The organism is Methylococcus sp. EFPC2, assembly GCF_016925495.1.
Classification (GTDB): Bacteria; Pseudomonadota; Gammaproteobacteria; order Methylococcales; family Methylococcaceae; genus EFPC2.
Genome location: NZ_CP070491.1, coordinates 793,996 through 809,600 on the forward strand (window position 1 = coordinate 793,996; position 15,605 = coordinate 809,600).

19 protein-coding genes are annotated in these 15,605 nt (G+C 62.2%); 14 read left to right on the forward strand and 5 right to left on the reverse strand.

Annotated elements, in window-relative coordinates:
- Nucleotides 1–237: 237 nt before the first annotated feature.
- Entirely contained in the window at nucleotides 238–918 is a 681-nt protein-coding gene (locus JWZ97_RS03385) for a hypothetical protein (RefSeq protein WP_205433379.1), read from the reverse strand.
- A gap of 193 nt (nucleotides 919–1,111) precedes the next feature.
- Between JWZ97_RS03385 and JWZ97_RS03390 the strand changes: the two genes are divergently transcribed.
- The 4 genes from JWZ97_RS03390 (at nucleotide 1,112) to JWZ97_RS03405 (ending at nucleotide 4,728) form a co-directional block, all read left to right on the forward strand.
- On the forward strand, nucleotides 1,112–2,569 hold the full coding sequence (locus JWZ97_RS03390; RefSeq protein ID WP_205433380.1) for a glycosyl hydrolase family 57: 1,458 nt from the start codon (nucleotides 1,112–1,114) through the stop codon (nucleotides 2,567–2,569).
- Nucleotides 2,570–2,573: 4 nt separating this feature from the next.
- Complete coding sequence (gene cobD / locus JWZ97_RS03395; RefSeq protein WP_205433381.1) at nucleotides 2,574–3,713, forward strand: threonine-phosphate decarboxylase CobD; 1,140 nt, start codon at nucleotides 2,574–2,576, stop codon at nucleotides 3,711–3,713.
- 218 nt (nucleotides 3,714–3,931) lie between these two features.
- Nucleotides 3,932–4,276 (forward strand): YciI family protein, encoded by a 345-nt coding sequence (locus JWZ97_RS03400; RefSeq protein WP_205433382.1) that lies wholly within the window; start codon nucleotides 3,932–3,934, stop codon nucleotides 4,274–4,276.
- 74 nt (nucleotides 4,277–4,350) lie between these two features.
- A complete protein-coding gene (locus JWZ97_RS03405; RefSeq protein WP_205433383.1) occupies nucleotides 4,351–4,728 on the forward strand; it encodes a YciI family protein in 378 nt (125 codons plus the stop codon).
- Between the two features lie 44 nt (nucleotides 4,729–4,772).
- Here JWZ97_RS03405 and JWZ97_RS03410 read toward each other — a convergent pair whose 3' ends face one another.
- Together JWZ97_RS03410 and JWZ97_RS03415 are read right to left on the reverse strand one after the other, a co-directional pair.
- A complete protein-coding gene (locus JWZ97_RS03410) occupies nucleotides 4,773–6,128 on the reverse strand; it encodes an ATP-binding protein (protein ID WP_205433384.1) in 1,356 nt (451 codons plus the stop codon).
- On the reverse strand, nucleotides 6,125–6,844 hold the full coding sequence (locus JWZ97_RS03415) for a response regulator (protein ID WP_205433385.1): 720 nt from the start codon (nucleotides 6,842–6,844) through the stop codon (nucleotides 6,125–6,127). The genes JWZ97_RS03410 and JWZ97_RS03415 overlap by 4 nt, the downstream gene beginning before the upstream one ends.
- Nucleotides 6,845–7,012: 168 nt before the next feature.
- Here JWZ97_RS03415 and JWZ97_RS03420 point away from each other — a divergent pair, with 168 nt between their 5' ends.
- The 9 genes from JWZ97_RS03420 to JWZ97_RS03460 all read left to right on the forward strand — a co-directional run bounded on the left by JWZ97_RS03420 (nucleotide 7,013) and on the right by JWZ97_RS03460 (nucleotide 12,694).
- Entirely contained in the window at nucleotides 7,013–8,158 is a 1,146-nt protein-coding gene (locus JWZ97_RS03420) for an isoprenylcysteine carboxylmethyltransferase family protein (RefSeq protein WP_205433386.1), read from the forward strand.
- A 15-nt stretch (nucleotides 8,159–8,173) separates the two neighbouring features.
- Nucleotides 8,174–8,599 (forward strand): hypothetical protein, encoded by a 426-nt coding sequence (locus tag JWZ97_RS03425; protein ID WP_205433387.1) that lies wholly within the window; start codon nucleotides 8,174–8,176, stop codon nucleotides 8,597–8,599.
- Between the two features lie 191 nt (nucleotides 8,600–8,790).
- Nucleotides 8,791–9,249, forward strand: coding sequence for an SRPBCC family protein (locus JWZ97_RS03430; protein WP_205433388.1), 459 nt, complete (start codon nucleotides 8,791–8,793; stop codon nucleotides 9,247–9,249).
- Nucleotides 9,250–9,286: 37 nt separating this feature from the next.
- Nucleotides 9,287–9,700 carry a VOC family protein gene (locus tag JWZ97_RS03435; RefSeq protein WP_205433389.1) on the forward strand — a complete coding sequence of 138 codons (414 nt, stop codon included), beginning with the start codon at nucleotides 9,287–9,289 and terminating at the stop codon, nucleotides 9,698–9,700.
- Nucleotides 9,701–10,075: 375 nt separating this feature from the next.
- On the forward strand, nucleotides 10,076–10,423 hold the full coding sequence (locus JWZ97_RS03440) for a GFA family protein (RefSeq protein ID WP_205433390.1): 348 nt from the start codon (nucleotides 10,076–10,078) through the stop codon (nucleotides 10,421–10,423).
- A 161-nt stretch (nucleotides 10,424–10,584) separates the two neighbouring features.
- The gene (locus tag JWZ97_RS03445; RefSeq protein WP_205433391.1) at nucleotides 10,585–11,001 is read left to right on the forward strand and encodes a YciI family protein; all 417 of its coding nucleotides are present in this window, start codon (nucleotides 10,585–10,587) and stop codon (nucleotides 10,999–11,001) included.
- A gap of 43 nt (nucleotides 11,002–11,044) precedes the next feature.
- Nucleotides 11,045–11,572: an SRPBCC family protein gene (locus tag JWZ97_RS03450; protein ID WP_205433394.1), complete on the forward strand. Its 528-nt coding sequence runs from the start codon at nucleotides 11,045–11,047 to the stop codon at nucleotides 11,570–11,572.
- A 101-nt stretch (nucleotides 11,573–11,673) separates the two neighbouring features.
- Entirely contained in the window at nucleotides 11,674–12,108 is a 435-nt protein-coding gene (locus tag JWZ97_RS03455) for a glyoxalase/bleomycin resistance/extradiol dioxygenase family protein (protein ID WP_205433399.1), read from the forward strand.
- Nucleotides 12,109–12,265: 157 nt separating this feature from the next.
- Nucleotides 12,266–12,694, forward strand: a complete 429-nt coding sequence (locus tag JWZ97_RS03460; protein WP_205433401.1) for a VOC family protein — start codon at nucleotides 12,266–12,268, stop codon at nucleotides 12,692–12,694.
- A gap of 60 nt (nucleotides 12,695–12,754) precedes the next feature.
- Here JWZ97_RS03460 and JWZ97_RS03465 read toward each other — a convergent pair whose 3' ends face one another.
- Both JWZ97_RS03465 and JWZ97_RS03470 read right to left on the reverse strand, forming a co-directional pair.
- Complete coding sequence (locus tag JWZ97_RS03465) at nucleotides 12,755–13,438, reverse strand: YafY family protein (protein ID WP_205433406.1); 684 nt, start codon at nucleotides 13,436–13,438, stop codon at nucleotides 12,755–12,757.
- Nucleotides 13,439–13,613: 175 nt separating this feature from the next.
- A complete protein-coding gene (locus JWZ97_RS03470) occupies nucleotides 13,614–13,985 on the reverse strand; it encodes a VOC family protein (protein ID WP_205433407.1) in 372 nt (123 codons plus the stop codon).
- Between the two features lie 730 nt (nucleotides 13,986–14,715).
- Here JWZ97_RS03470 and JWZ97_RS03475 point away from each other — a divergent pair.
- On the forward strand, nucleotides 14,716–15,588 hold the full coding sequence (locus JWZ97_RS03475; RefSeq protein WP_205433408.1) for a PEP-CTERM sorting domain-containing protein: 873 nt from the start codon (nucleotides 14,716–14,718) through the stop codon (nucleotides 15,586–15,588).
- Nucleotides 15,589–15,605 lie beyond the last annotated feature (17 nt).

Consider the following 15,605-nt stretch of genomic DNA (forward strand, 5'->3'; position numbering starts at 1 on the left):
ACGGACGTAAAAAAGTTTCCGGCGGCCGCCGGAAGGAAATCTACGCCCGCCGAAACGCTTGCTCGGCGCCGCGGAAAGGTTTCTACGGCCGCATAAGAACAATACGCGCGCGTAGAAAAGTTTCCCACGGACGCACGAGTCCATCCTGCGGCCGTGGAACAGAGGCGTGCGCCCGTGGACATCATTTTGACGGACGCGAGAGTTCCCGCCATCGTAGCTAAGGCTGGGCCGCGAAGCTCAGGCCGCACGCCGCCGCGTGCGCAGCCAGGCCAGGCCCGACAGCAGCAAGGGCGCCGAGGCCGGCAAGGGTACGGAGGATACGACCAAGCCATCCACCCGCCCGGCACCCGCCTCGCCGCCGCCGGTCGCCGTGTCGTCCACGAAGAAGGTCGCGAGGGGAAGGGGGCCGGCGAAGACCGCCTGGCCGGTGCTGTCGATGAAGGAGAATTGCTGCGTGCCGTCCAGAAACGCGGTGAAGCGCTGGGTCGAGCCGTCGCGCGTTATTTTCAGGTAGGTCCACTGGTCGTCGTGGAAGGCTCCGTCCGGTCCGTTACGGAAATCGGATCCGGCCTGAACCACGAACTGGAGATGATCGCCGAAGACGTACAGGCCTTCGTCCCGGCCCAAGTGCGCGAAGTCGAGTACCTTGAGCCAGCCGCCGGGCAGGCTGTTGAAACTGAAGCGCACGCCTAGGGTGTAGTCTGCCGGATTGAAGCCGGACCAGTTCAGGCTCAAGCCCTGGTTCGCGCCGAAGGTATAGGTGCCGCCGCTCAGCGTACCGCCGTGCGCCACGAGTTCGGGGCCGCCGCCGCTGTGGTCGGCAAGGTCGTCCAGGGAGTAGCTCGAGGCGGCTTGCGCCGAATAGGCCGTCGTACCGAGCAGCGCCAGGGCCGCCGTCCTGCAGAAAATCGCTTTCATGTCTCCTCCGTCATCCAAATCGGAAATTCCCGTGTATTTTGAGCGGGTCACGCCCGCCCCCATCACGCCGCAAGCATGCCATAGCCGCGGGTCTCTGTCATAAGCCGCCGCACGGCACGGCGGTTCGGCGCCGGGATCTGCGGGAGGCCTATCGTGTAAACTGCCCACATCTTTCACCAGCCAGGAGTACCCCATGACGGAACTAGCCGAATACGTGGATGGACTGCCCAATATCTGCGGTCAGGAAGACTTGATCGCGTCTGTCGGCCGCGAGCCCAAACCGCTGCACGCGCGCGAGAGCGGCATCGATTTCAACCATGTGCGCAGCGCCGCCGCCATCGCCCTGCACATGCACCAGCCGCTGATCCCGGCCGGGGGCAGCGATCTGCACAGTGCCGATGTCATCAGCAACCTGCAATACATGATGGAAAACCAGGGCATAGGCGACAACCACAACGCCCCGGTCTTCCACTGGTGTTACAAGCGCATCGGCGAATTCGTCCCGCAGCTCATACATGAAGGCAAGCAGCCGCGGGTGATGCTGGAATATTCCGGCACCCTGTTCCACGGCCTGCGCAAGATGGGCCTGCACGACGTGATCGACAGCCTGAAGAACGTCACCGTCAACCCCGACTACCGGCGCGGCGTGGAATGGCTGGGCGCTCCCTGGGGCCATGCGGTCGCGCCGTCCACGCCGGTGCAGGACTATAGGCTGCACGTGCAGGCCTGGCGCCATCATTTCGCTGCCATCTTCGGCCTGGAAGCCCTGGAACGGGTGCGCGGCTTTTCGCCCTCGGAGATGGCGCTGCCCAATCATCCCGACGTGGCCTACGAATACATCAAGACCCTGCGCGACAACGGCTATCAATGGGTATTGATCCAGGAGCACTCGGTCGAACAGGTCGGCACCGGCCACGGCCTGGAGCGCAAACACCTGCCGCATAGATTGGTGGTGAGCAATTCGCACGGCGAGACCGTCAGCATCATCGCCCTCATCAAGACCCAGGGTAGCGACACCAAGCTGGTGGCGCAGATGCAACCCTATTACGAGGCCAAAAGCCTGTCGCGCTGGGAACTGGCGGGCAAGAGCGTGCCGCCCTTGGTGACGCAGATCGCCGACGGCGAGAACGGCGGGGTGATGATGAACGAGTTCCCCGGTAAGTTCCTCGACGTGGTGCGCGAAAGTTCCGGCAGCGACACGCCGCTGATGAACGGCAGCGAATACCTGGAATTCCTGTTCGGGCTGGGCATCACCGAAAACGATCTGCCCGCCATCCAGCCCATCCACCAGCACAAGATCTGGAGCCGCATCGCCCCCGGCGACGGCCCGGAAAAGCTGGCCAAGGTGATCGAGGAGCTGCGCAAGGAAGACCACCGCTTCCACGTCGAAGGCGGCAGCTGGACCAACGACATCTCCTGGGTGAAAGGCTACGAGAACGTGCTGGGGCCGATGGAGGACGCCAGTTCGGCTTTCTACGAGAAGGTGCTGAAGCCCGGCGTGAAGACCGACCATCCGGCCTACCGCAAGGCGCTGTTCCATCTGATGACCGCCCAGACCAGCTGCTACCGCTACTGGGGCCAGGGTTTGTGGACCGACTACGGCCGCGAGCTGTGCCGGCGGGCCCAGGCGATCGCCAGCAACGATTTCTGATCCGGTGAGTGCTTTGTTGCACCACGGCGGCCGCCTTCGGGCGGCCGCCGTGCGTTACGGCATTCCCTTATCCGATTGGCTGGATCTGTCCACCGGCGTCAATCCGCAGGTCTACCCCGTTCCTCCCGTTCCCGTGGAGGCCTGGCGCCGTTTGCCGGAAGAGGAAGACGGCCTGGAACACGCGGCGCGGGCCTATTACGGCGCGGACTTCCTCTTGCCGGTGGCCGGCTCCCAGGCCGCCATTCAGGCATTGCCCCGCTTGCGTCCGCCGTGTCGAGTCGGCGTCCTGGTGCCGGCCTATGCCGAACATGCCCACGCCTGGCGGCAGGCCGGGCATGAGGTGATAGCGCTCGAAGTCGGCTGGAATGTGCGGCAGCGAATTCCAGCAAACGGCAGGGCTTGCTGGGATTCCTTAGGGTCATCCCAGCCTACAGAAGAAGGTTTCGGGACACCATTCGTAGCCCAACGGACTATGCCGACTCTCCCAGAAGGCGAGGGGGCAAAGCGGGAGGAGGCTACAGCCCGCGACCATGAGCTCGACGTGCTGATAGTCGTCAACCCCAACAATCCCACCGGCCGGCTCATATCCCCCGAGGTCCTGCTGGCCTGGCACGAACGCCTGGCTGCGCGCGGCGGCTGGCTGGTGGTCGACGAGGCTTTCATGGACGCCACGCCGGACTACAGCCTGGCGGCGCATGCCGGCCGGCCCGGGTTGATCGTGCTGCGTTCCGTGGGCAAATATTTCGGCCTGGCCGGGGCGAGGGCCGGTTTCGTGCTCGCCGAAGCGGACTTGCTGGACCGGATGGCGGCTTTGCTCGGTCCCTGGGCCTTAGCGGGTCCGTCGCGCTGGGCCGTGCAAGCCGCGCTGACCGACCGGACCTGGCAGGACGCCATGCGGCCGCGATTGACCGCGAGTTCGGCCCGTCTCGCCGAACTGCTGGGCGCGAGCGGCTTGCCGTCGGCCGGCGGGACGGCGCTGTTCCAATATTGCCCGACGCCCGAGGCCGTTCGCTTCCATGACCATCTGGCGCGGCAGGGCATCTGGGTCCGCCGCTTCGACCAACCCGCCGCCCTGCGCTTCGGTTTGCCAGGTGAGGCAAGCCAATGGCACAGGCTGGTCGAGGCGTTGAATAATCGGGCTTGAGCTGGCCCGGCCGACGGCCGGGTGCGTCCGGTCCGCGATGGTCCGGTTGGCCGGCTGATGAAGACACGCGGCTCGCTCCGCCGCTATAGCAATCGCGTCGCCCCGAGAGCCGGAAACATTGATTCCAAGCCGGGATTGGTTGTCGAATCGGCGCTCGTTCTTTCGACTATCGCATGAGTGTCCTTATTCCACTCTTCCACCCGATCCCGGAGGCTATCATGAAGTACCTGTGTCTGGTCTATAGCGAAGAAAGCAAGCTGCACGATCTCCCCGACAGTCCCGACGACGCCGAGTGCATGGCGTATGCGGAGACTCTGCAACGTAGCGGCCATCTCCTTGCCGCCGAACCGCTCGAATCGGTGAAAACCGCCACCACCGTCCGCATCCGGGCCGGCAAACTGTCCGTCACCGACGGCCCGTTCGCCGAAACCAAGGAACAACTCGCGGGCTTCTATCTGATCGACGCCCAGGATCTGGACGAAGCCATCCAACTGGCCGCCAGGATTCCACCGGCGCGGGTGGGCAGCATCGAAGTGCGGCCGGTCCGTGCCCTGAACGTGTAGATGGACGGCTCGGGCCGGCCAGTGCTGGCGGCTCGGCTCCGGTCTATGCGGCGCAAACATTCAAGGAGATATCGATGAAATACCTATGCCTGGCCTACGAGGCGGAGTCAGTGCTCGACGCATTGTCGCAATCGGAATGGGATGTGCTGAGGCGCGAGACTCTCGATTATGTCGAGGAACTGCGGCAGAGCGGCTACCTGATCGCCACGCATGCCCTGCAAAGCATCCGCACCGCGGCCACCGTGCGGCAGCGCAACGGCAAACTGTCGGTAACCGACGGCCCATTTGCTGAAACCAAGGAGCACCTGGGCGGTTTTTTCCTGGTCGAAGCTCAGGATTTGAATGAGGCCATCCGGATCGCCTCGCGCTGGCCCTCGGCGCGTCTGGGTAGCATCGAGGTCAGGCCGATCGAGGAGGAGCTCCGGGTGGAAAGCCGCTATGGCGGCACCTAAACGTTGAGAAAATGCCGCAACGGCAGCCCTTGGACGCCATGGGATCAAAGGGGCGTGGCGTCCGCCCCGGGCAGGACGACTCTCACCAACAGGCCGCCGCCCGGGCGATCTTCTAGGGCGATCTCGCCCCCGTGCCGACGCAGGACGGCGCGGGCCACCGCCAGCCCCAATCCCACGCCGCCGGTTTCCCGGCTGCGGGAAGGTTCCAGGCGGAAAAACGGGACAAATACTTTCTCGCGCAGCGACGCGGGGATACCGGGACCGCGGTCGCCGACCGCGATTTCGACGCCGTCGTCAAGCCTGGTGAGGCTCACGACCGCTTCCCGTCCGTAGGTCAGGGCATTGTCGATGAGATTGGCGAACGCGCGGCGCAGTGAAACGGCGCAACCTTCGTAGTTCAGATGCCGCGGGCCCTCGTAAATGGCCACTTTCCCGGCGTCATGCAGATCGTCGCACAGGCTTTGCAGCAGCATGGCCAGGTCGAGTCGGGTAACGGGCTCGTCGGCCGCATCGTCTCGGGCGAATACCAGGGTCGATTGCAGCATGGCCTGCATCTGATCCAGGTCGGCCACCGCCTTGCGCCGTTGAGCGGGGTCGGCGATGAATTCGGTGCGGAATCGCAGCCGGGTCAGGGCCGTCCGGAGATCGTGGGAAATCGCCGCCAGCATCAGGGTGCGGTCTTCGATCAAGCGGCGGATGCGCGCCTGCATGTCGTTGAAGGCCCGCGCCGCCAAGCGAATTTCGCCGGGTCCCTCTTCGCGCAACGGAGGTGAGTCGACGTTTGCGCCGAGGCGTTGCGCGGCCAGGGCGAATCGCGTCAGCGGAGCGGTTACCCTGCGGGAGGCCCACACACCCAGGGCCGCGACGCCCGCGATGAACAGGCCGCCGGACAGCGCCACACGCAAGCTCCACAGTCCGCCGATTTCTTCGCCGCTGACGACAAAGCGCAGCCAGCTTTGGTCCGACAGCGCGATCCAGACCTCGACCGGTGCCCGACTCGTCCAGCCGCTCGCCGTGGGGTTGCCGATCGGGTAGCCCGCTTCGACTCGCACCGGGCCATACGGCTCGGACATGACCCTCACATCCCGTGCCAGGTGTCGGCTCATGCCGTCCCGGCGCATGGGCGGCGGTTTGGTGTGAGGCTCCCACATCACCGACAGACCGGGTTCGTCCAAGGCGGGCAACCAGGCGAAGCGGGCCTCGGGCGACGCCCTATCCATGAGGGAAGCGATGATGGCAATGCGCTGCAGGTTGCGAAAAGTCCGGTCCCATCCCTTGCCGTGGAAAAGATCCAACTGGTAGACCGAGAGGCTGAGCGCCACCGTCAATATCAGGCCCGTAAATAGCAGCACCAGGGTTCTGCCGGCGATGCTGTCGGGCCACAGCCGCATGCCGCTCATGGATCGCTTTCGACGCGCGGCGTGAACAAATAGCCGCCACCGCGCACCGTCTTGATCAGCGTCGGCTCGTTCGGATCGGTTTCGATCTTGCGGCGCAACCGGCTCAGCTGTACGTCTATGCTGCGGTCATAGGCGGTGGCCGCGCGTCCTCGGGTCAAGTCCAACAGCTGATCCCGGTTCAGGACACGCTGGGGGTGTTCCGCAAAAGCCGCCAGCAGATCGAACTCGCCGCTGGTCATAGGCATCAGCACGCCTTCCGGGGAATGCAGTTCGCGTTTGGCTAGGTCGAGCTTCCAGCCTTCAAACCTCAGGTTTTTTTTCATGCCCTGCGGGCCGGCCGGGGAGTAGCCGGTGCGGCGCAGTACCGCCTTGATGCGGGCCAGAAGCTCACGCGGGTTGAAAGGCTTGACCACGTAATCATCGGCGCCCATTTCCAGACCGACGATGCGGTCGGTATCTTCGGCGAGCGCCGTTAGCATGATGACCGGTAGATTCGAGTCCGCCCGCAGACGCCGGCACAGTGCGAGGCCGTCTTCGCCGGGCAGCATCAGATCGAGCACGATCAGATCATAGCGGCCGGATGCCAGGCATCGTGCCATGGCCCGGCCGTCCGCCGCCGCGTCCGCGCGTAAGCCGTGGCGGGCGAGAAAATCCGTGAGCAGATGGCGGATCTCGCGGTCGTCGTCGACAATGAGTATGTGGGAAGAGTGGGCCATGGATCCATTATGACGAATCGTTGCCGCCCCGGCGGCGGCGCTTTGTAACGTAAAGTTACCGGGCAGGGGAGCGCAACCTGCGGTTACAAAAACCGGTCTTTGGCGAAATCGTTCTGTTACTCGCCAGGCTTACCGTACTCACCGTCATTAACGGAAGAGGCAAAAGCCATGACTACGTTACCCGAATCCGGCCCCGGCGGGACTCCATCGAACTGGCTGCGACCCGCCGCCTGGCTGTTCTATCTGGCCATAGTGCTGGAAATCCTGTTCATGATCAGCCCCGCCGCCGGCTATTTCTATGCGCTGTACGGGCCTTCCCTGAACGTACTCGATCATGCCGCCGTGACCGCCTGGCTGACCCAGTTTTTTCTGCCGCACATCTCGACGACGCGGAGCGGCATCCTCAACGCGATCCCGTGGATTGGAGGCTTCTGCGTGATGCTGGGTGGGGCCTGCTTCCTGGCCGCGGCCGCCCAACTTTACTGGGCCAAATTCCGGCGCCTGGGCGTCGTCGCTACCGGCTTGTACGGCATCAGTCGTCACCCCCAGTACATCGGACTGGCCGTGCTCGGCCTGGGCTGCTTGCTGCTGTGGCCGCGGTTTCTGGTGTTGCTCAGCTATGTGCTGATGCTGTTCCTCTACAGGCTGCTCGCTGCCGCGGAGGAGCGGCGTTGCGAGCAGCAGTTCGGCCGCTCCTATCGCGAGTACCGAAGTCGGACGGCGATGGCTAGTCGGGCGCCGCCGTCCCTTCCCGAACCCGGTAGTGCCGCCGCATGGGCGAAACTCGCGCAGCTGTCCTGCACGCGGCCCGGGCGAGCCTTCATCGCGGTTCTCGCCGCGTTGCTGGTGGCCCTGGGATTTCGAGAGTACACGCTGTCGCAGATCTCGGCGTATTACGAAGGGCACGCGGCCGTGCTGTCGCCGGCCCTGCTCGACGGCGAATTGCTCGCCGCTTACCGGACCGCAACCGGGCACGTGCGGGTAAGCCGGGCCCTGGCGTATGTCCGAGATAAGTCTTTGCTGGTCCACGTCCTGCCCGAGGATTGGTATCTGGCCGATTTGCCGATGGAGACCGCGACGAAACACGGAGGCCATTACACCCCGGCAAACTTCGACCGGCGCCGCTACAAGCTGCTTTTCAGCCGCGCTCGCACCCACGACCCCCAAGCGGCGGGGAAGGGCATCGTGCGCTCGGCTTACGGCATCGATCCTATCATCGTGGTCAGGGTCGACATCGCAGCCGGCAGGGTCACCGGCGTCGACACGCCGCCGGCCCATGTCTTGTGGGGCGATATTCCCACCCCTTTGTTTTGATCGCGGAGTAGCGCCATGAAATCCAAAAGGCTGGGTCGTGCCGTGATCGCGACTGTGCTGATGGTTTGCGGGTCGGGGTGCGCCATGGAGCCCGGTGTCGCCGTTTGGCCGGGATACGACGGCGTAGCTACGGTCAGGGTGTCCGGCGTCGGTCAGCATGCGCGGGTCGCCCACCCAGGTTTATTCGACCTCGACGTCTCGGGAGCAGGCCAGACCGTTCGTGTTCCCGCCGGCAATGCCATCCGGACGCTACGGGTCAGCGGCGCCAATCACGGGATTACCGTTGCGGCCGGGGCGTCGGTCCAGTCCATCCGGCTCAGTGGGGTCGGATCGACCATACATTTGCCCAAGGATGTGCACCCCTCCGTCAGCGGCAGTGGCATCGACGGGCACATCGTCAGCGACGCGGAAACCGCCGATAGCCAAGTGAATCCACCCTGAGGGCCGATCATGGCGTGCCTCGGAATCTACGACCGGAACTTTTTATCGCCGGGATGCGGAGTCCCTGTCGATTTGGCGCTTCTCCGCCCGACTATCGGACGCATGGCGGGGGCATCGTCCCCATACCTATATGAGTAACCCGCCGGGATGCCTTAAAAACAGGCGTCCCGGCCTACCGAAAGCGAGACTCCATGAGCACGAACAACCGTTTAATTGCCGCCGACCGCGAAATCCGCTCGTCCCGCCACTTCCAGGTATCGCGCGAGCGTTTGTTTGCCGAGTGGTCCGATCCAGATCGGCTGGCACAATGGTGGGGCCCCGAGGGCTTTACCAACACCTTTCACGAATTCGACCTCAGGCCCGGAGGACGCTGGCATTTCATCATGCACGGTCCGGACGGCACCGACTATCCCAACGAAAATATCTTCATCGAGGTGAAAAAAGCCGAGCGCATCGTCTTCCGGCATGTTTTCGCTCCCGTGTTCCAGATGACGGTCGATTTTACCGAGCAGGCCGGAGGAACGCGGCTCGACTGGCTAATGCTTTTCGAAACCGCGGAGGTTTGCGAAAAGTTCAGAGCCTTGTGCACCGAGGCCAACGAGCAGAATTTCGACCGCCTGGCGCATCAACTCGCGGTCTGCGCGTCTTGAACCGCCCATACTTGACCGCAACCCTCAGGAGAAAAAAATGCATCTGCAACCCTATCTGTTTTTCGGCGGCCGCTGCGAAGAGGCCATCGAGTTCTACCGCGCAGTGCTCGGCGCCGAAGTGCTGGCCTTGCTGCGCTATAAGGACAACCCGGAACCGCCTGAGCCAGGGCGTTTGGCGGCCGGCTGGGAGGAAAAAGTCATGCATGCGCACCTGCGCATCGGTGCCAGCACGGTCATGGCGTCGGATGGCTGCGGGCCTGAGCCGTCCGGCTTGCAAGGCTTTTCCCTGGTACTGACGGTGACCGAGGCGAACGAAGGGGACCGCCTGTTCGCTACCCTGGGTGCGGGCGGCCAGGTGCAGATGCCGCCTGGCCAGACCTTTTTCTCCCCGCGTTTCGGCATGCTCACCGATCGTTTCGGCGTGCGGTGGATCATCTACGTGGAAGGCTAAAGCTTCAGGCCTTCGACCACCGCGGCCGTAAGCTTCCCTCCCAATACACAGGACGTATCCGCGCCTTGTATGATCGGGTTGCAGATCCGGCGCTTCGCCGGGCGACGGTGTTCGAAGCCCCAGTTCTAGGGGGGAGGTGTCATCGGCCCGAGCACAGGCCGACTGCTGGAGGCGCTGCGGACGGCGGCACCTCCGCATTTCCCGGCCCGGTTCCACCACGCCCGAGCGGGAAGTTGGATATGAGGCAACCCTGAATAAGCCATGGTTCGACAAACTCAGCCGTATGGAATCATCACGCTGCCGTCCGGGTTGAACCTGCCAGAGGGCTTGATCAAGGTTTTCGTAACGGAATCGTTTCCGTAGAGGGAGTGGGTCATGATTTACCAGGGCGGTTGTCACTGTGGACGGGTGGTTTTCAAGGTCGAAGGCGAGCTTACGCGGGTGTTGGCGTGCAACTGCTCGATGTGTTCCCGCAAAGGCGCATTGCATTGGTTCGTACCGAGAGACGCGTTCCGCCTGTTTACTCCGGAAGAAAATCTCGCCACCTATACCTTCAACCAGCACGTCATCAAGCACCGCTTCTGCCCGAACTGCGGGGTGCATCCGTTCGGCGAAGGCGTCGATTCCGAGGGCCATCGCATGGCGGCGGTGAATGTGCGATGTCTGGAACACGTCGAATTCCAGTCTCTCCCCGTGGACCATTTCGACGGTCGTGCGCTTTAACCGTCCTCCGTCGGAAGAGGCCGGCCGATATTTTTTCGAAATCGGCCGGTCCGCTGTCGATTTGGCCATGTCGCATTCGACTGACTGCTGAGAGCCGGGCTAGGCATCCGTTTTACAAGGGGCCGCAGCCGTCTCGAAAACCCCAATCAGGAGACAACAAGATGCGATTCATGATCATCGTCAGATCCACACTGGATTCGGAGGCCGGCGTAATGCCTTCCGAGGAGCTCATCAGCCAGATGGCGACTTACCACGAAGAACTGCAAAAGGCCGGCGTGCTGCTGGATGCGAGCGGCTTGCAGCCCAGTGCCAAAGGCTGGCGCATCCGCTATTCCGGGGAGAAACGCTCCGTCGTCGACGGACCTTTCGCCGAAACCAAGGAATTGATCGCCGGCTACACCTTCATCCAGGTTCAATCCAGGGAGGAAGCGCTGGAATGGACCAAGCGTTTCCCCAACCCTGCCGGAGTCGGCAAGGCAAGCGAGATCGAAGTGCGGCAACTGTATGAACTCGACGATTTCGAGCCCGGCGAGGCGATCGAGCGGTTCCGCGAATTGGAAACCGCGACGGAAAAATAAGGGACGATGCCCCCTGCAATCACTGACCTTACAGGAGAGCCCTATGTTCAAGCTCATCGCCGCGGCATTCGTGATAGCGCTTCTCGCCCTGCTCATCTACGCCGCCACCAAAGCGGATACGTTTCGCGTCCAGCGTTCGACGCGCATCAAGGCCGTGCCCGACCGTATCTTTCCCCTCATCAATGATTTGCACGCCTGGCTCGAATGGTCGCCCTACGAAAAGAAAGATTCCGCCATGAAGCGATCGTTCAGCGGCACGACCAGCGGCAAGGGCGCGGTTTACGCCTGGGACGGCAACAAGGACGTCGGTGCGGGCAGTATGGAAATCCAGGAGTCATTTCCGCCGTCCCTGCTCGTTTTCCAGCTGGATTTCATTCGGCCCTTCGAAGCCCGCAACACCGTGGAATTTACGCTGGAACCCGAAGGCGAAGCCACGGCGGTCACCTGGGCCATGCATGGCCCCATGCCCTATATCTCCAAGCTCATGAGTGTCTTCTTCAGCATGGACAAGATGATAGGCAAGGATTTCGAGACGGGCCTCGCGAACCTTAAGGCGATCGCCGAGAAATAACCGTGGCATGCCCGTTCTTGCGTAAATGTCGCGCGAAAGCCGGGTGAACAAGGCAATCCAGGCGGCATTCCACACTCATACAGTCACCATAAGGAGCGAAAATGAGCGTCAAACCGATACCCGATGGCTTCCACACCGTAACCCCTTTCTTGACCGTGGAAGGCGTCCCCCGGCTGATCGAGTTTCTCCAGGCCGCATTTGCGGCAAGCGAGTGTTTCAGGGTTCACGACGGGGACGGTCGCGTCATGCATGCCCAGGTCAAGATCGGCGATTCCGTCGTCATGATGGGTGAGGCCATGGCGGAAGGTCGGGGCGCGCCGGCCCTGGTTCACCTCTATGTGCCCGATGCCGATGCCACCTACCGCTCAGCCCTGGCCGCCGGCGGCGTGTCTATCATGGAACTGGCCGACCAGTTCTGGGGAGACCGCATGGGTGGAATCCAGGACCCGGCCGGCAACCGCTGGCTGATCGCTACCCATGTGGAAGACATAGCCCCTGCCGAACTCGCGCGACGGGCTCAAGCCATCAAACGCTGACTCAGTCGGGGGACCGTCTGGATGAAACGATGCGTAGCGAAGAAGCAGGAATGGGCCGCTTCTGTCCCTGGCGAAACGCTAGGCGTCCTGGTCGCATGCGTCGGACCCCGTCACTCACGCATTTTGTTTCTGCCAGGCCACAACAACGGAGAATGTCATGTCTGATCTAGCCAAAAATACCAAAGCGACCGTCATCCCCTGCCTCCGTTATCGCGACGTCCCGGCGGCCATAACCTGGTTGTGTTCGGCCTTCGGATTCGAGAAACAAGCCGTTCATACGAATGCAGACGGCAGCATCGCCCACGCGCAGCTGACGTTCGGCAATGGGATGGTGATGCTGGGATTGGCTCGTGAAACAGAAGGTGAGTGGGGGCGCTTGATCAGGCAGCCGGACGAGATCGGAAACGCGGAAACGCAGACGCCCTACGTCGTGGTCACCGACGTCGACGCCTTATATGCCCGCGCCAGGGCCACAGGCGCCGGGATAGTCGTGGATATCGAAGATCGGGATTACGGCGGCAGGGACTTCACTTGCCGCGATCCGGAAGGACATCTGTGGGTGTTTGGCAACTACGATCCCTGGTAGTGGCCCGCGACCGCGCTTCCGATGCGGAGCAAGGTCGCGCGGATCGCCGCCAGCCCTTGCTCAGGAGTTTTCGGTCATCCGTTTGACGAAGTCCTGCAGGCTTTGCCCCGGACCATCCTCGAACGATTCCGCCTCCAGCAAAAGGCTCTGGATGCGGTCCAGGCGAAAGTTGCGGAAGTCCCCCCTGAGCTCGCACCAGCCGGCCAGCGACCAGACGTTTCCCCAGAAATAGAGGCCCAAAGGGCGTATCCGGCGCACGCTTTTTTCACCGTCGGCGCGGCAATAGGCCATCTGCAGGAAATGCTTGCGGTCTATGGCTTTCCGGCAGATATCCAGGGTGACGTCGATGTCCTCGCGTTCGCGGAAGCGGAGCGAAAACAGCTTGCTGCGTTCGAGGTTGGTTTTAAGCTCGGCGGGGACGACGGCGCTTACCTTGTCCAGCACCGATTGCGCCGAATGGCCCAGTTCGGTTCCGGCCCAGGCCTTCACCATGCGTGCGCCTATCGCCAAAGCCTCCAGTTCGGCGGCGGTGAACATGATGGGCGGTATGTCGATGGCATGGCGCAGCGCATAGCCGACCCCGGCTTCGCCTTCGATGGGCAGACCCGACAGGCTGAGGTCGCGGATATCGCGGTATATCGTGCGTTCGGAAACTTCCAGGCGCTCGGCCAGCGCCCTGGCCGTGATCAGGCGCTTGTTGCGCAGGATTTGTACGATTTGGAAAAGGCGGTCGGCGCGGCGCATGGCGGCTCATGAGGACAAAAGACTACAAAGCCGCTGCGTGGGCCAAGCGACAGCTTACAGGCATGAAAGCGCTGCAGGGCATACGCCATGCAGCGCGGACATCGACTCATGTTCCTGTCGGGGAAATGCCTTGGCGCGATGGCCGTGTCAGTTGGCAAGTCCCTGCGCAGGGGGATCAGGTCGGCGAGTATAAGCCGACGCGGTTGCCTTCGCTGTCCAGAAAATGCGCGAAATAGCCGCACTCGCCGTCGTGTATCGGGGTTTTGGGCAATAGTACGCTGCCGCCCTGCTCGGCTACCCGCTGCAAGGGCTGGCTCAAGTCTTCCCCGCCATTCAGATAGACGATCGCGCCGGTCCGGTTGGGCTCGTAATGCTCGCCTGACACCAGCATGCCGCCGACCGCCGGAGCTTCACAGTTGAATATCGCCATCTGACAAGCGCCCATGTCCTCGTCTTTGAAATCCGTATGCAGCACGCTTTGGTAAAACCGCTTGGCGCGCGGCATGTCCTTGACGGGGATTTCGAACCAGGTTGCTACGTTGCTCATTTCATTTTCTCCGTTGAGTTGAAAGGAGCGCTTAGGTTACGCCGCCCCTCCTGACAACGTTCTGTCAGTAGTGTTTGGGAGCATCGCAGGTGCCGGGCTCGGGCCTGGATAGGCTCCGCTTAGCGATTCGATTGGAGTATTTCGCGTATTTTCGTTCCGCGCCATAAATCAGGGAAAGCCCCCATAAAACCAGTCTTTTTTACGGATGCCCGGCATACAAGGCCATTATGTGGGCGGTTTTGTGTCGAAAAAACTTACACACCGACATATCTAGCGGTGCCAATAATCGACAAGGCACTGAAACCATTATTGTTTTAAGCTTCTGGCTGGGTTTTTGCCTTCAAGTCAAGGTATTGCCAAAAGCGTTATGAAGTATCTGAGTCTGGGGTTTTTTAGGCTATGTGTGCATTAAGCGTTGAAATGACTTGTCGGCATACCGTAAGTCTGTTACCGGACTTTCACTCCGCAGCGGCTTCAATAATGCCTTGTCGACTGACGCCTTCGCTCCTTCCCCCCGCAAGGGGGAAGGCTGGGATGGGGGTGGGATGCTCAGGCGAAGAAGCAACGTCGAAGGTCAGCGCACAGATCAAGGCTCAACCCCCACCCTGGCCCTCCCCCTTTCTGGGGGAGGGGAGCGTAGACCATGCGCGATTCGCACAGAGCCCGTTTCAACCGTTACCGCAGACATAGCCTTTTTTTAATCCACCCACCATACGAAACGGAGGCTTCCATGTATATGCGATTTCCATACTGGATCAGGTTTGTATTCTGGATATTCCTGAGCGTGCCTGCGTCGGCCGGCGCCGTTCCTATCGTTTTTTCAGTTTCCGGGGCGGACGCCGCCACGATCCAATCCACCGTCGATGGCTTCCGTGCGGCGCTCGGCGGTCCCAATAACGGCAACGCACCGGGGCCTCTCGGTTCGGGGCGGCGAGAGATCAACTGGGACGGCGGTGGCGGTAATTTCACGACCACCAGCGCGGCAATGCCGTTCAACGTGTTCTTGAATACCCGCGGCGCGCAATTCATCACACCGGGGACTGGCCTTATCCAAGCCCCGCCTGCCGCCGATGCGGGAACGTTCCCGCCCGGTGGATTGGCTGGCCTGTTCGGCAATCCGACCTACGGCAGCATTTTCACCACCTTCAGCGACGAGCGTTTGTTCACTCCGGTCGGCAGCAATGTTACCGATGGTCTGTTCTTCCTGCCCGGCACCAATGGCGCCGTCGCCGCGACGGTGTCCGCCTTCGGCTTGGTCTTCGCCGATGTGGACCTCGCGGATACGACTTCGATTCAATTTTTCGACCCGAATGGCAACTCGCTGGGCATATTTTTCGCCGACTCTTTCAACAACGGTCTTTCCTTCCTCGGCGTGCGGTTCAGCAACGAGGCCATTTCCAGGGTGAGAATCTTCACGGGCAACAGTGCCTTGGGTCCGAACGACGGAGGCGGTGTGGATGTGGTGGTCATGGATGATTTTATCTACGCGGAGCCCCGGGCCCTCCAGGCGGTCCCCGAACCGGCCACCGGGCTTTTGCTGAGTGCCGGCCTTGCCGGTTTTGGCTGGAAGAGGACACGGCCGAGACGGCCGGACGCTGCATAAAGACGTGGCCCGACTCT